This window comes from Promicromonospora vindobonensis (assembly GCF_042685865.1).
In the GTDB taxonomy this organism is placed as follows: domain Bacteria; phylum Actinomycetota; class Actinomycetes; order Actinomycetales; family Cellulomonadaceae; genus Promicromonospora; species Promicromonospora vindobonensis.
In genome coordinates this window covers 1,807,608-1,821,468 of record NZ_JBHUOG010000002.1, presented here as the reverse complement: position 1 = coordinate 1,821,468, position 13,861 = coordinate 1,807,608, and the positions used below count along the sequence as shown (strand labels likewise).

At 71.7% G+C, this 13,861-nt stretch carries 12 protein-coding genes; 7 read left to right on the top strand and 5 right to left on the bottom strand.

Features of this window, described 5'->3' with window-relative positions; translation table 11 throughout:
• The first annotated feature begins 16 nt into the window (after positions 1–16).
• From pgsA to ACFS27_RS21380, 3 genes are all read left to right on the top strand, one after another.
• Entirely contained in the window at positions 17–607 is a 591-nt protein-coding gene (gene pgsA / locus ACFS27_RS21390) for a CDP-diacylglycerol--glycerol-3-phosphate 3-phosphatidyltransferase (protein WP_377187173.1), read from the top strand.
• Positions 604–1,140, top strand: coding sequence for a CinA family protein (locus ACFS27_RS21385; RefSeq protein ID WP_377187170.1), 537 nt, complete (start codon positions 604–606; stop codon positions 1,138–1,140). Before pgsA ends, ACFS27_RS21385 begins: the two co-directional genes overlap by 4 nt.
• A gap of 247 nt (positions 1,141–1,387) precedes the next feature.
• A complete protein-coding gene (locus ACFS27_RS21380; RefSeq protein WP_116674556.1) occupies positions 1,388–1,741 on the top strand; it encodes a helix-turn-helix domain-containing protein in 354 nt (117 codons plus the stop codon).
• 99 nt (positions 1,742–1,840) lie between these two features.
• Here ACFS27_RS21380 and ACFS27_RS21375 read toward each other — a convergent pair whose 3' ends face one another.
• A complete protein-coding gene (locus ACFS27_RS21375) occupies positions 1,841–2,638 on the bottom strand; it encodes a DNA-formamidopyrimidine glycosylase family protein (protein WP_377187167.1) in 798 nt (265 codons plus the stop codon).
• Between the two features lie 166 nt (positions 2,639–2,804).
• Here ACFS27_RS21375 and ACFS27_RS21370 point away from each other — a divergent pair, with 166 nt between their 5' ends.
• Positions 2,805–3,620, top strand: coding sequence for a DUF998 domain-containing protein (locus ACFS27_RS21370; protein ID WP_377187165.1), 816 nt, complete (start codon positions 2,805–2,807; stop codon positions 3,618–3,620).
• Here the strand turns inward: ACFS27_RS21370 and ACFS27_RS21365 are convergent.
• Entirely contained in the window at positions 3,586–8,721 is a 5,136-nt protein-coding gene (locus tag ACFS27_RS21365; protein ID WP_377187162.1) for a DEAD/DEAH box helicase, read from the bottom strand. The two genes, ACFS27_RS21370 and ACFS27_RS21365, sit on opposite strands and share 35 nt — an antisense overlap.
• Before the next feature lie 73 nt (positions 8,722–8,794).
• On the opposite strand from ACFS27_RS21365, the gene ACFS27_RS21360 reads away from it, so the two are divergent.
• From ACFS27_RS21360 to ACFS27_RS21350, 3 genes are all read left to right on the top strand, one after another.
• Entirely contained in the window at positions 8,795–9,031 is a 237-nt protein-coding gene (locus ACFS27_RS21360; protein WP_377187160.1) for a DUF3046 domain-containing protein, read from the top strand.
• Positions 9,032–9,245: 214 nt separating this feature from the next.
• On the top strand, positions 9,246–10,463 hold the full coding sequence (gene recA, locus ACFS27_RS21355) for a recombinase RecA (protein WP_377187157.1): 1,218 nt from the start codon (positions 9,246–9,248) through the stop codon (positions 10,461–10,463).
• Positions 10,464–10,497: 34 nt separating this feature from the next.
• Complete coding sequence (locus ACFS27_RS21350) at positions 10,498–11,130, top strand: regulatory protein RecX (RefSeq protein ID WP_377187154.1); 633 nt, start codon at positions 10,498–10,500, stop codon at positions 11,128–11,130.
• 139 nt (positions 11,131–11,269) lie between these two features.
• Here ACFS27_RS21350 and ACFS27_RS21345 read toward each other — a convergent pair whose 3' ends face one another.
• From ACFS27_RS21345 to ACFS27_RS21335, 3 genes are all read right to left on the bottom strand, one after another.
• Positions 11,270–12,163, bottom strand: coding sequence for an amino acid ABC transporter permease (locus ACFS27_RS21345; protein WP_377187151.1), 894 nt, complete (start codon positions 12,161–12,163; stop codon positions 11,270–11,272).
• Positions 12,160–12,849 (bottom strand): amino acid ABC transporter permease, encoded by a 690-nt coding sequence (locus ACFS27_RS21340; protein WP_377187148.1) that lies wholly within the window; start codon positions 12,847–12,849, stop codon positions 12,160–12,162. The genes ACFS27_RS21345 and ACFS27_RS21340 overlap by 4 nt, the downstream gene beginning before the upstream one ends.
• Before the next feature lie 139 nt (positions 12,850–12,988).
• Positions 12,989–13,843, bottom strand: coding sequence for a glutamate ABC transporter substrate-binding protein (locus ACFS27_RS21335; protein ID WP_377187145.1), 855 nt, complete (start codon positions 13,841–13,843; stop codon positions 12,989–12,991).
• Between the last annotated feature and the right edge of the window lie 18 nt (positions 13,844–13,861).

The following is a 13,861-nucleotide window of genomic DNA, read 5'->3' as shown; positions in this document are numbered from 1 at the left end:
CGGATAGGCTGGAGCAATGGTCAACGACGCTCCGTCGCCCTGGAATATTGCGAACCTCGTCACGATGATTCGCATCGCCATGGTCCCGTTCTTCGCCTGGGCACTCCTCGTCGAAGGCGGTGACGACACCACCTGGCGGCTCGTGGCCACGGCGATCTTCGTGGTCGCGGCGGTATCGGACAAGGTGGACGGCTACCTCGCCCGGTCGCGCGGGCTCATCACCGATCTGGGCAAGCTGCTCGACCCGATCGCCGACAAGCTGCTCATCGGCGCTGCCCTGATCCTCCTCTGGATCCCGCTCGGCGAGCTGCCCTGGTGGATCCCGGTGGTGATCCTGGTGCGCGAGCTGGGCATCACGTTCATGCGCATGGGCATGCTCAAGTACGAGGTGATGCCGGCGTCGCGTGGCGGGAAGCTCAAGACGGTGCTGCAGTCCGTCGCGATCTCGATGTTCCTGCTGCCCCGTGACGGCTTCGAGTGGTTCACGGTGATCGCCTGGATCGTGCTGCTGGCGGCGTTCGTGCTGACGGTGGTGACGGGCCTCGAGTACGCGTACCAGGGCTGGAAGATCCGCCGCGACGCGCGGGCCGGGGCGTCCAGCCGATGACGGCGTCCCGCCTCCTGGCCGAGGCGGCCGCGCGGGGGTGGACCATCGGGGTGGCCGAGTCGCTGACGGGCGGGCTCGTCACGGCGTCCCTCGTCTCGGTGCCTGGCGCGTCGAGCGTGCTGCGCGGTGGTGTCGTGGCCTATGCCACCGACCTGAAGGCGGAGCTGCTCGGCGTGGACGCCGACCTGCTCGCCGAGCGGGGCGCCGTGGACGAGGCGGTCGCCGCCCAGATGGCGGCGGGCGCCCGGAGGGCGACTGGGTCCGATGTGGGCCTCGCCACGACCGGTGTCGCGGGGCCGGACCCGCAGGACGGCCAGGCTCCCGGTGTGGTCTTCGTCGCGGTGAGCACCCCGGTGGCGTCCGAGGTTCACCGGCTGGACCTCGACGGTGACCGGTCCCAGGTGATCGGTGACGCGGCGCGTGGCGTCCTCGAGCTGGCGCTGGCGCTCGTCAGCGAGGCACCGGCCAGCGAGGCAACGGGTGAAAACCGCGACACACCCACGACCGTCTTTCCAGAAGTTACAGACAAGTGAAACTTCTTGGCTTAATCTTGCACAGGGCTTGACGGGGATGCACTCCGGGAACAAGGCTCAGATCCACGACGTTGGTCCCGGTGTGATCATGAACAGGCCGACCACCCGGAGCCGGCGCAAGAACTCTTCGAGCGCGGGGTACGGTAGAACGAACTCCGCACGCGGGGGGCGCACCACACGCACGACGCGTCCGGTCCAGGCAGGGCAGGGCGTGAGTTCAGGGACAGGCACTGAGAGGGGGCGCGAGATGGTCGTACTACGGCGAGAAATCGGAGACGTGCTGCGTGACACGCGGCAGCGTCAGGGGCGCACCCTGCGCGAGGTTTCGTCGGCGGCACGAGTGTCGCTGGGGTACCTCAGTGAGGTGGAGCGAGGGCAGAAGGAGGCGTCGTCCGAGCTTCTTGGCTCCATCTGCGAGGCGCTCGACGTGCCGCTGTCCTTGGTCCTGCGTGAGGTGAGCGACCGCGTGGCGGTAGCCGAAGGATTCCAGATTCCGGACACGATCCCGGCGGACTTCGTCGCAGGCCTCCTGGCCAGGGGAGGCGACCGGACCGCAGCGCGGCGAGAGGTCGCGCAGTCGGACCTGGCGCCGGTCGGCTAAGAGCCGACAGGCTGGCACGAGAGCTGCTGCGAGACCGCTTCAGGGCGGGGCAAGGACCGAGATCTCGGTCCTGGTCCCGCCCTGTTGCTGTCCCCGGGCCTATCTCGGCGTCGGTGCCTGGCAGGTCGAGCACCAGAACACGGGGCGCTCGTAGGGCTTCTCGTTGGCGGAGCCGACCCCGATCGGTGTGCCGCACCGGTGGCACGGCCTGCCGCTCCTGCCGTGCACATGCATCTCGACGGCGGCCAGGCCACGTGCCCGTCCTACGGCCACGCTGCGTTCCATCAGCCGGCGGGCCGTGCGCAGCAGGTCGTGGCACTCGTCGTCGGTCAGCGCTCCGGCCGGCGTCCACGGGAACAGGCGCCGTGCGAACAGCGACTCGGCCATCCAGATGGTCCCGATGCCTGCGACGGTGCGCTGATCCAGCAGGGCCACGCACAGCGGCCGGTCCGGCTCGCGGACGAGGCGCCCGACGGCGTCGGGCAGCCCGGTGGTGGGGAAGTCGGCGCCCAGCACGTCGGGGCCCAGCCCACTGAGGATCCTGTGCTCGTCGTGGGTGCGCAGGAGATCGAGCATCCCGAGGTGCCAGCCGGTTGCGGTCCAGGCGTCCGTCGCGAGCACGGCGCGGATCGCCGGGTTCCGGGCAGAGGCATCGCGTGAGCCGGTGCGGTGGACCTTCCAGAGCCCTTCCATGCGCAGGTGCGTGTGCAGGGTGCGCCCGTCGTCGAGCCGGGTCAGCAGGTGCTTGCCGTACGCGCCGGTCTCGAGCGCGGTGGCGCCGGTCAGGTTCGCGGCCCCTGCACTGGGCCAGCGCAGCTCCGCACGGACGAGCGGCAGGCCGCGCAGCGCCGCGGTGAGGCGTTCGGCGGTGAGGCGCAGAACATCGCCCTCTGGCACGTATGCTCCCCTCGTCGTGGGGTTTCAGCGTAGTGTGCGCCAGGCCGAGAGACGCCGCACATCCGGCATATCACCCGTGCGTGTGGACGTGATCCGGGTTCGGCCGCACGGGAGCCACTGGGGGACAGCCCCCAGAAATGTCCTGGCGTAACCGGGGGAATACCGGATGGATTCTGAGCGCCCGCTCCAGGACCCTTATCTCATGACCGTCGCAGACGCTGACCTGGGGAGACATCCCGAATTGCCGCCAGTACCCGTAGACCCCCGCAGCGCACGCACAGTTGCTTGGCTCGGCGCGACGGCACTGCTCCCCATGGCTGCGGCACACGTGGTCGGCGCGTCAGTCGTCGACCCGGTGCTCGACCCGATCAGCTGGTACGCCTTCGTGCCGGGCGGCGGTGAGCTCATCCTGGCCGGCGGCCTGATCATGGCGCTGCTCGGGCTGATCCTCACGGTCCGGATGTACCGCGCCGGGCTGGCGGTAGGCCCCGTCCCTGCCGTGGCGATGATCCTCTTCGCCGTGGCGATGATTCTCGTCGGCGCGTTCCCGACCGACCCGCCGGGGACGGCAGCGACGCTGTCCGCCACGATTCACCGGGTCAGCGCGGCAGCGGCGTTCTGCGTGCTGCCCGTGGTCGGCCTGAGCCTGGAGCGGTCGATCCAGCGGCCCCGCTCGGGGCTCCCACGAGGCCTGCGGACGGCCGCCAGCGCCCTGGGCGTGGTGGTCACGGTGTTCCTCGTGGTGCACCTGTCCCTGGTCTTCTTCGCCGACTCCGGGATCATGGCCTTCGGCCTCATCGAGCGCGTGGGCTTCATGATCATGATCGGCTACCTGTTCCTGCTCGCGGCCACGATCGACCGTGAGGACCTCAGCTCCGGGCCGGCCGCGGCCGGGATCGCGGGGCACGAGGTCCTCGAGATCGAGGTGGCAGCGCCGGCTCTCGCGCTCAGCGGATCGAGATCCGCAGACCTCGTGGGGTGACCGCGAAGCCCGCCTCCACGAGCGCTCGAGCCACCGGATGGTGCCGTGCGGCCTCCAGGGCGGACACACCGTCGACCCGCTGGACCACGAGGCGCCCCAGCCGTCCCTCCCGGACGGTCCGGGCCAGCGCCGCAGCCGCGACCGCGAGCCGAGCGGGACTCTGGGTGAACGACAGCACCGTGCGCCCACCACGCTCCACGAACAGTGCGAGGTCGCCGTGGGTGAGCACCACGATGGCTCCGGCCTTGCGGCCGGGCCGGTGCGCAGCGGTGGGCCTGCTCCCGGGGCTTCTGCCCGAAGCAGGCTCCGGGCCCTGCGCCGCGTCCACGACGCCGAACCTGCTCCCGTCGTCGCCCGGGGCGTGGCCCGGCGCACTGCCGCCAGCGGCCGAGCGGTCGGGGCCGGACCCAGCCGGCCAGGCGAGCGCCGCGCCGTACGGGTTGGCTGGATCCATCGCGGCGAGCACGACGGCGCCGCTCGTGCTGCTCGCGCCCGTGCCGGTCGCCACGGCTGTCGTGCGCTCGGTGACCTCCAGCTCGGCCTCGACGATCCGCGCGCGGTCCTGCGCGTCGACCCGGAGGCGGTCGACGGCACCCGGCAGCGCGAACTGCGAGCCGCCCAGGTGCTCGACGAAGTATCCGCGGCGCACCGCACCGCGTTCCTCCAGACCGGACAGCACGCGGTACACGTCGCGGTAGCTCGCCCCGACGCCCTCGGCCGCCGCGCCCGACCGGGTGAGCACACCGTGCCGTTCCAGCAGCACCTGGGTCAGGGCGTGTGCCCGCAGCGTGGGGTCGGGCTCGCGCGTCGGCAGCGCGGCCCAGCGTCCCCCGCCTCCGGGGACCGACGCACTGGCCCGCAGCGCCGACGCCGGGCGTCCCGGCGACACGGCGAACCGTGAGCGTCGCACCGGCCGGGCGCGCGCGGCCGTCCGGGGCGCACGATGGGCACCGGCGCCGCTCACTCGTTCCCGCAGGGCACCGAGCCCGTCGTTGGTGACCCTCCCGGCCCAGACGAGGTCCCACAGCACCTCCAGCACGGCGTCCGGCTCGGCCCCGGTGAGCTCGGCGACCCGGGGCAGGAAGAATCCCCCGGAACCGGTCAGCAGGTCCAGCACCGCGCGGTGCAGCTCGGAGTCGAGCGGGCTCTCCTCCTGGATCGGCTCCAGCGTGGGAAGCGTGAGCGGGGCGCCGTCGGCCAGGTGGAGCGAGACCAGGCCGTCGCCGCCGCCGGAGCCGGGAAGCCGCGAGTGCCCTGCCCACAGGACCTCTCCGGCGACCGTCAGCTCGTCGAGCAGGGCGGGGGAGTAGTCGGTCACGCGTGCGGGCAGCACCAGGGTCTCCAGGGCCGACGCGGGGACCGCGGCGCCGGCGAGCTGTTCGATCGCCTGCACGAGCCCGTCCGCGGCCCGCAACAGCCCGGTGGAGACGTTCTGCCAGCGGGGCAGGAAGGCACCGAGCGCCTCCTGCTCCACCGGCTCGACCTCTGCCCGCAGGACGGCCAGCGAACGCCGCCGCAGCAGCCTCAGCACTCCGGGGTCGCACCACTCGTCGCCCGTGCCGCCGAGCGAGCCGGGTCGCAGGCTGCCGCGTGCGAGCACGCCGGCGGCCTCGAGGCGGGCCAGGCCGTGCGCGACGATCGCGACGCCCAGCCCGAACCGCTGGGCCGCCGTGCCGGCACCGAACGGCCCGTGCGTGCGAGCGTGTCGGCGCAGCAGGTCACCGAGCGGGTCGGGCACCGGCTCGGTGAACGTCTCCGGGACTCCCACCGGAAGTGCCACGCCCAGCGCGTCGCGCAGGCGGCCGGCGTCCTCTGCGACCGCCCACTGCTCCACGCCGGCGAACCGGACGCGGATGACGCGGCGGGTGGCCTCCAGCTCGTCGAGCCAGTGGGCCACGGCGTGGCGCGCCTCTTCCCGGGTGCGGGCCTCCAGGGCGTCCAGCGGGTGCGGTCCGGTGCGGCGAAGCAGGTCCCACAGGCCCTCGGCGTCCCGGGCCTGACGGTCCGGCGCCAGGCCGGCCAGCTCCGCCTCTGTGCGCTCGACCGCACCCGGGTCCAGGAGGTCCGCCAGGTCGGCGGTCCCCTGGTCACCGAGCAGCTCGGCCAGGAGCTCCGGGTCGAGCGACAGGGCGGCCGCGCGACGCTCGGCCAGCGGTGCGTCACCGTCGTACAGGAACTGGGCGGTGTAGCCGAACAGGAGCGACTGCGCGAACGGCGACGGCGTCGCGGTCGTGACCTCGACGACCCGGACCCCGCCGCCGGCGATCTCACGCATGAGGTCGGCCAGGGCCGTGACGTCGAAGTCGTCCTGGAGGCACTCCCTCGCGGCCTCCAGCACGATGGGGAAGTCCGGGAACTGGCTGGCCACCTCCAGCAGCTGGGCGGACCGCTGCCGCTGCTGCCACAGGGGCTGTCGCTTGTCCGGGCGACGGCGGGGGAGCAGGAGCGCCCGCGCCGCCGCCTCACGGAACCGCGCGGCGAACATCACCGACGAGCCCAGCTCGTCACGGACCGCGCCGAGCACCTCGTCGGGGTCAAGGAGGAGGTCGTCGAGCGCGACCTGCCCTGGCGTGTGCTGGGTCTGCTGGTCGGCGTCATCGCTCTGGCCGGCTGCCGTGCCGACGTCCCACGGGTCGCCCTCCCAGCCGCCGCCGGCGTCGGGCAGACGCAGCACGATGCCGTCGTCCGAGTGCATGGCAGCCACGTCGAGGCCGAAGCGGGCGCGCAACCGGGCGGAGATCACCAGCGCCCACGGCGCGTGCACGCGTGCGCCGAGCGGCGAGTGGATCACCACGCGCCAGTCGCCGAGCTCGTCACGGAACCGCTCCACGACCACCGTCCGGTCGTCGGGCACGCGCCCGGTGCCCAGCCGCTGCTCGGTGAGGTAGGCGGCGAGGTTGTCGGCCGCCCAGGCGTCGAGCCCCGCGTCACGCAGGTGCTTGCGCCCGGCGTCGGGGTCGGCGGCAAGGGCCGCGTCGGCCTCGCGGACGAACGCACCGACCGCGCGCCCGAGCTCGGCGGGGCGCCCCTGGGCGTCACCCTTCCAGAACGGCAGGCGTCCGGGCAGGCCGGGGGCCGGGGTGACCAGCACCCGGTCCGTGGTGATCTCCTGGATGCGCCACGTGCTCGACCCGAGCGTGAACGTGTCGCCGACCCGAGACTCGTAGACCATCTCCTCGTCCAGCTCACCGACGCGCTTGCCACCGCGCGTGCGGGCGGCGCCGCCGGTCACGGCGTCGGTGAGGGCGTCGCCGGGCGCGCCGCCGTCGGGCCCGTCGGTGGCGAGGAAGACGCCGTAGGCGCCCTTGTCGGGGATGGTGCCACCGCTCGTGGCGGCCAGGCGCAGTGCGCCGGGCCTGCCGCGCAGCATGCCCGTCGCGCGGTCCCAGGTGATGCGGGCGCGCAGCTCGGCGAAGTCCTCGCTGGGATACCGCCCGGCGAGCATGTCGAGCACAGCGCGCCACGTCGCGTCACCGAGCCGGGCGAACGGCGCGGCGCGGCGGACGAGGGCGAGCAGCTCGTCCTCGGCCCAGTCGTCGACGGCGAGGGCCGCCACCACCTGCTGCGCCAGGACGTCGAGCGGGTTGGCAGGGACGTGCATGTGCTCGATCTCGCCCGCGCGCATCCGCTGCGCGATGACGGTGGCAGGCACGAGGTCGCCGCGGAACATCGGGAAGACCACGCCCTTGGACACCGCACCCACCTGGTGACCGGCACGGCCGATGCGCTGCAGCCCGCTCGCCACGGACGGCGGCGCCCCGACCTGCACCACGAGGTCCACCGCTCCCATGTCGATGCCGAGCTCCAGGGACGACGTGGCGACCACTGCCGGCAGCCGGCCCTCCTTGAGCTCGGTCTCGGTGCGGGTGCGCTCGGCGCGGCTCATCGACCCGTGGTGGGCCCGCGCCAGGAGCATCTCGCCCTGGGCCGGTACCGCCTCCGGCATACCGCGTCGTTCGGGCGTGGGCCGGGGGATGCCGGCGCTCGTTCCCGACTGGCCCGGCACGAGCGCGGCCCAGGTGCTGGCAGGGTCGGCGACGTCAAGACCCTGGCGCTGCGCCCACACCTCGTTCATCCGGGCCGTCAGCCGCTCCGCGCCCCGCCGGTTGTTGGTGAAGACGATGGTGGAGGTGTGGTCGGCCACGAGGTCGACCACACGCTCTTCGACGTGCGGCCAGACCGAGGCCCTGCGCAGGGGCCGGGTGGCCTCGCCCGAGAGATCGATCTCGTCGTCGCCGGTGCCAGGACCGCTCGTCCCTGCGCCGCCCGGACCGTCGGCCGCGCCGTCCGCCTGCGCTGCACCGTCGGACGGGCCGGTCGCCGGCGCGCTGTCGAGATCCGCGAGGTCCGGGACCGGCACCACGACGTCGATCGCCCACTCCTTGTGCGACGGCGGCTGCACGACGGCGACCTCCCTGGCCGAGCTGTCGTCGCGGCCACCGCCGAGGAACCGGGCGACGGTGTCCACGGGGCGCACGGTCGCCGACAGGCCGATGCGTTGCGCCGGTCGGTCGAGCAGCGCGTCGAGCCGTTCCAGGCTCAGGGCCAGATGAGCGCCGCGCTTGCTGCCCGCGACCGCATGGATCTCGTCGAGCACCACGGTCTCGACGCCGGCCAGGCCGGCCCGCGCCGACGAGGTGAGGATGAGGAACAGCGACTCCGGCGTCGTGACGAGGATGTCCGGGGGGCGGGTGGCGAACGAGCGCCGCTCGCTCGCCGGCGTGTCGCCCGTGCGCATCCCGACGGTGACGTCCGGGACCTCTACGCCCTCCCGGGCGGCGGCCTGCCGGATGCCGGTGAGCGGGGAGCGCAGGTTGCGCTGCACGTCCGCCGCGAGTGCCTTCAGCGGTGACACGTACAGCACCCGGCAGCGGCGGGCGCGCTCCTCGGGCGGTGGAGCGGACATGATCCGGTCGATCGACCAGAGGAACGCCGCGAGCGTCTTGCCGGACCCGGTCGGCGCGACCACGAGCGCGTGCTGGTCGCGCGCGACGGCGTCCCACGCGCCGGCCTGGGCGGCGGTGGGCTGCGCGAACGCCCCGGTGAACCACGTACGGGTGGCGGGTCCGAACCGGGAGAGCGGGTCGTCGGGCGTCGGCATGGACCCATTCTGTCCCCGACCACTGACAGAGGCCGGTTGTCAGGGCCAGCGCGAGGAGACGTAGGGTTGCCGGGTGCGCGAACGGGATTTCTGGCAGCTGATCGACGAGGTCTTCGGTCCCGCCTACGGGCGCGCCCTCGCACGGGAGCAGGTGCTGCCCGCGCTGGACGGCCGGACCCCGGCGGTCGCCCTTGACGACGGCGACGAGCCGCGCGACGTGTGGCACGCGCTGTGCGACGCGCTGGACGTGCCCGACGCCGAACGGTGGGGCAAGGACAAGCACCGGCAGGCCCCGCCGCCTCGTCGCTGAGCCCGGTGAGATGTCCACGACACCCCGGTGTGTCGTGCGTTGCCTCGAACACGCGTTCGGCTAGACTTTGACCACAGGCACGGATTTCGGAACGTCGTCCACAGGCGGCGGCCGGAGAAGGCGTTCGTGTCAGTGGCTCCGCGTACGGTCGGCAACGACGTACAGAGTCATCCATGCCGGCGCACAGAGCGCCCCGAAACCGAAGGTGTTGCACATGCCCGCACCAGCAGATCGCGACAAGGCCCTCGAAGCGGCCCTCGCTCAGATCGACCGCAGCTTTGGCAAGGGCTCGGTCATGCGCCTCGGCGACGAGATCCGTGCGCCTATCGAGGTGATTCCGACCGGCTCGATCGCGCTCGACGTGGCGCTCGGTATCGGCGGTCTGCCCCGAGGACGCGTCGTCGAGGTGTACGGGCCTGAGTCCTCGGGCAAGACGACCATCGCGCTCCACGCGGTGGCCAGCGCTCAGCGCCAGGGTGGCATCGCTGCGTTCATCGACGCAGAGCACGCGCTGGACCCGGACTACGCCAAGAAGCTCGGCGTCGACACCGACGCCCTCCTGGTCTCGCAGCCGGACACCGGCGAGCAGGCGCTGGAGATCACGGACATGCTGATCCGCTCCGGCGCGCTCGACATCATCGTGATCGACTCCGTCGCCGCGCTGACGCCCAAGGCCGAGATCGAGGGCGAGATGGGTGACAGCCACGTCGGCCTGCAGGCCCGCCTCATGTCGCAGGCCCTGCGCAAGATCACCGGCGCGCTGAGCTCGTCCGGCACCACGGCGATCTTCATCAACCAGCTGCGCGAGAAGATCGGCGTGTTCTTCGGCTCGCCCGAGACCACCACCGGTGGCAAGGCGCTGAAGTTCTACGCGTCGATCCGGCTCGACATCCGCCGCATCGAGACCCTCAAGGAGGGCACCGACGCGGTCGGTAACCGCACCCGGGTGAAGGTCGTCAAGAACAAGATGGCCCCGCCGTTCAAGCAGGCGGAGTTCGACATCCTGTACGGCCACGGCATCTCCCGTGAGGGCGGCCTGATCGACATGGGCGTGGAGCACGGCTTCGTGCGCAAGTCGGGTTCCTGGTTCACCTACGAGGGCGATCAGCTCGGCCAGGGCAAGGAGAACGCGCGAGCGTTCCTGCGGGACAACCCCGACCTCGCCAACGACATCGAGAAGCGCGTCAAGGAGAAGCTGGGCGTCGGCCCGAAGGTCGACGCACCGGCGGACGAGGGTGCGGCTGCGGCGGCCCCTGCTGCCACGGATACCGCACCGGCTGCCGGCACCGTCGCGGCAGCGAGCTCGGCCTCCCGGACGACGGCAACGGCGAAGGCCACCAAGGCACCCAGCGCGCGCTCGAAGGCCGCGAAGCCGGCGGTGTCGAAGACTGCCGAGAAGGCGGAAGCGGCCGCCGAGAAGGCGCCGTTCTGACGTGCAGTACGGTGATCCAGCGGATGGTCCCGGCGTGGGGAAGCGTCGGGGCCGTCCGGCTGCTCGGGAGGGTGGCTGGACGAGCAGCCGCGGAGGGCGCAGCAGCGCCGACCGAGCACCACGCAAGACCGTCGCCGAGCGACTCGAGGCCGGCGAGATCAGCCGTGACGAGGCCGTCGAGAAGGCCCGCGAGGTAGTCCTGAAGACCCTGACGGCGGCGCAGCGGTCCCGGCGCGAGCTGGAGCAGTCGCTGGCCCGCAAGGGCTACCCGGAGGACGTCGTCGTGCAGGTGCTCGACCGGTTCGACGAGGTGGGCCTGGTGGACGACGCGACCTACGCCGAGACCATCGTCCGCACCCGGCACGCCGAGCGGGGCCTTGCCCGGCGAGGTATCGCGGCGGAGCTACGACGGCGGGGCATCGACGAGGACACGGCCACCGAGGCCCTGGACCAGCTCGACCCGGACGACGAACGGGTCGCGGGTGCCAGGCTGGCCACCAAGCTCATCACCCGCACGCGCACCCTCGACCGCCAGGTGCGGGTCCGTCGCGCCGTCGGTTCTCTGGCGCGCAAGGGCTACGCGCCCGGCCTGGCCTTCGAGCTGGTCCGCGAAGCGCTCGCCGCGGAGGGCGAGGAGACGGACGACCTCGACTACTCGGAGGACTGACGTCCTCTGCCCCGACGCCCTCGACCCGCACTGATGCCGTCGGGCGCGGACCCCGACGGGTCGGCCGGGTGACCGAACGCCGGAGCCGCCCTCAGCACGTGTGCTGAGGGCGGCTCCGGCGTCGGTGCGGTGTGGACCGTCAGACCGCGCCTGGGCCGCCGCCACCGGGTCCGCCGGCCACAGCAGTCGGGTTGCCGATCCCGGTGCCCTCGATCGTGGCACCCGCCGTCCGGCTGGACAGCAGCCTCGCCAGCCGGTGCGCCACGACGGTGAGCAGGTAGTTGATCACGATGAACACGGCCGCCACGATGACCAGCGCCTGCAGCGGGTTCTGCTCGTTGGAGGAGAGGACCTGGGCGGACCGCAGCAGCTCGGGGTAGAGGATGAGCTGGCCGAGCGCCGAGTCCTTGAGCACCACCACGAGCTGCGAGACCATCGCAGGCAGCATGGCGACGAGCGCCTGCGGAAGCTGGACCGAGCGGAGCGTCTGCGCGGGAGTCAGGCCGACGGCCAGTCCTGCCTCGCCCTGCCCCTTCGGCAGGTTCCCGACGCCGGAGCGGACCAGCTCCGCGATGACGGAGCCGTTGTACAGGACGAGGGCCAGCACGACTGCCGCGAACGGCCTGTCGGTGATCCACTGGGCCTGCGCCGAGAAGTACATGTAGAAGAAGATCATCATCAGCAGCACGGGCACCGCGCGGAAGAACTCCACGACCACGCCCGAGAACCAGCGCACCAGACGAACCTGCGACAGCCGTCCGACACCGAAGACGATGCCGAAGACGACCGAGCCCACCGTGGCGAACAGTGCCGAACGCAGCGTGTTCTGCAGGCCCGGCAGGTAGTAGGACTGCCAGGCCTCGGCGGACACGGCGTTCTGCCAGAGCGAGGCTTCGAACTGGCCCTTGGCGTACAGCACCGACGCCATCCAGCCGAGCACGGCGAGCACCACGAGGGCTGAGACGACGTTGCCGACCGCGGACAGGGCGCGGGCGCGAGGCCCCTGAGCGTCGAAGAGGACGGAGGCGGTCATCGCTTCACCGCCAGTCGGCTGGACAGCCAGGTGGTGGTCACACCGATCGGGATCACCAGGATGACGTAGCCGATCGCGAACAGCAGGAAGATCGCGACCATCAGGTCTGGTCGGAACTCGATCATGGTCCTCATCAGTGATGACGTCTCGGTCGCGACCGAGGCGGCGATGGCGACGGTCGAGTTCTTCAGCAGTGCGATGAGCGTGTTGCCGAGCGGCGCGATGGCCCCGCGGAACGCCTGCGGCAGGATGATCAGGGTCGCTGCGGGCAGGAACGAGAGCCCGATCGCGCGCGCGGCTTCCGCCTGGCCCACCGGCACGGTGTTGACGCCGGAGCGGATGGCCTCGCAGACGAACGCCGCGTGGTAGACGGCCAGGCCGATCACCGCGAACCAGAAGAACGTGGTGTTGAGGTCGGCCGAGAGTGCAAACCCGAGCTGGGCGAACAGCACCAGGTACGTGAACGTGAGGATGATCGTCAGCGGCGTGTTCCTGAAGATCGTCACGTAGGCGGTACCGGCCCACTGCAGCGACGCGATCGGGGAGATGCGCATCAGCGCGAGCACTGTGCCGAGGACCAGGGACAGGATCGCTGCCCAGAACGTGAGCTGGATGTTCACCCAGAACGCGCCCAGTACGTCGTACTGCGCGAAGAGCTCGGCGAACCCGGCGAAGAGGTCGTCCACGGTCACCTTTCAGGATGGATGGTCAGGGGCGTCGCGGCACGGCCGACGACGCCCGACGTGCCACGACGCCGGACCGGGAACCGCCCCTGGAGGCGGGCGGTCCGGCGTCGGGCACGAAGGTCACAGGGTGGTCAGGAGGTCACTCACAGGCGTCCTGGTCCGGCGGGTTGAGGTCCGCGTTCGGGGTGTAGTCGGCGCCCTCGGTGTTCTTGGCGACGAGCTCCTCCCAGGTGCCGTCCTCGATCATCTCGCCGATCGCGGTGTTGACCTCCTCGCAGCGGTCCGTGCTGCCGTCGGGCAGGCCCACGCCGTAGCGCTCCTCCGAGAAGGGCGCGCCGACGACCTTGAACTTGCCGGCGTTCTGCTCGGTGGCGGCCAGGCCGGCGAGGATGATGTCGTCGGTGGTCACGGCGTCGACGGCGCCCGAGGCGAGGGCCGTGGCACAGTCGGCGTAGCCGGGGCGCTCCACGAGCTGCACGCCCTCGGCGTGGTCGTTCTTGATGTTCTCCGCCGACGTCGATCCGGTGACCGAGCAGAGGTTCTTGCCCTCAAGGTCCTCGGGGCCCGTGATGTCCGTGTTGTCGGTGGCCACAAGCAGGTCCTGGCCGGCGACGAAGTACGGGCCGGCGAAGTCGATGAGCTCCTTGCGCTCGTCGTTGATCGAGTAGGTGGCGAAGATCATGTCCACCTCGTCGTTCTGCAGCGCCGTCTCGCGGTTGGCCGAGATGGTCTCGACCCACTCGATCTGGTCCTCGGAGTAGCCGAGCTTGTCGGCGACGTAACGGGCGACGTCGGTGTCGAAGCCCGTGAACTCCTCGCCCTCCTGAAGGCCCAGGCCCGGCTGGTCGTACTTGATGCCGATGCGAATGGACTCGCCGCCGCCTGCGGCGGTTTCTTCGCCGGTCGGCTCGCCGACCTCGGCGCTTCCGCAGGCCGAGAGCGCGAGAGTAGACGCTGCCGCCATTGCCAGCAGCCCCATGGTGTGCTTACGCATGATTCCCCTTCGGTAGTT

Coding starts and splice junctions, on each gene's coding strand:
- pgsA (WP_377187173.1), top strand. CDS start 17: ATGGTCAACGACGCTCCGTCGCCCTGGAATATTGCGAACCTCGTCACG.
- ACFS27_RS21385 (WP_377187170.1), top strand. CDS start 604: ATGACGGCGTCCCGCCTCCTGGCCGAGGCGGCCGCGCGGGGGTGGACC.
- ACFS27_RS21380 (WP_116674556.1), top strand. CDS start 1,388: ATGGTCGTACTACGGCGAGAAATCGGAGACGTGCTGCGTGACACGCGG.
- ACFS27_RS21370 (WP_377187165.1), top strand. CDS start 2,805: ATGGATTCTGAGCGCCCGCTCCAGGACCCTTATCTCATGACCGTCGCA.
- ACFS27_RS21365 (WP_377187162.1), bottom strand. CDS start 8,721: ATGCCGACGCCCGACGACCCGCTCTCCCGGTTCGGACCCGCCACCCGT.
- recA (WP_377187157.1), top strand. CDS start 9,246: ATGCCCGCACCAGCAGATCGCGACAAGGCCCTCGAAGCGGCCCTCGCT.
- ACFS27_RS21345 (WP_377187151.1), bottom strand. CDS start 12,163: ATGACCGCCTCCGTCCTCTTCGACGCTCAGGGGCCTCGCGCCCGCGCC.
- ACFS27_RS21335 (WP_377187145.1), bottom strand. CDS start 13,843: ATGCGTAAGCACACCATGGGGCTGCTGGCAATGGCGGCAGCGTCTACT.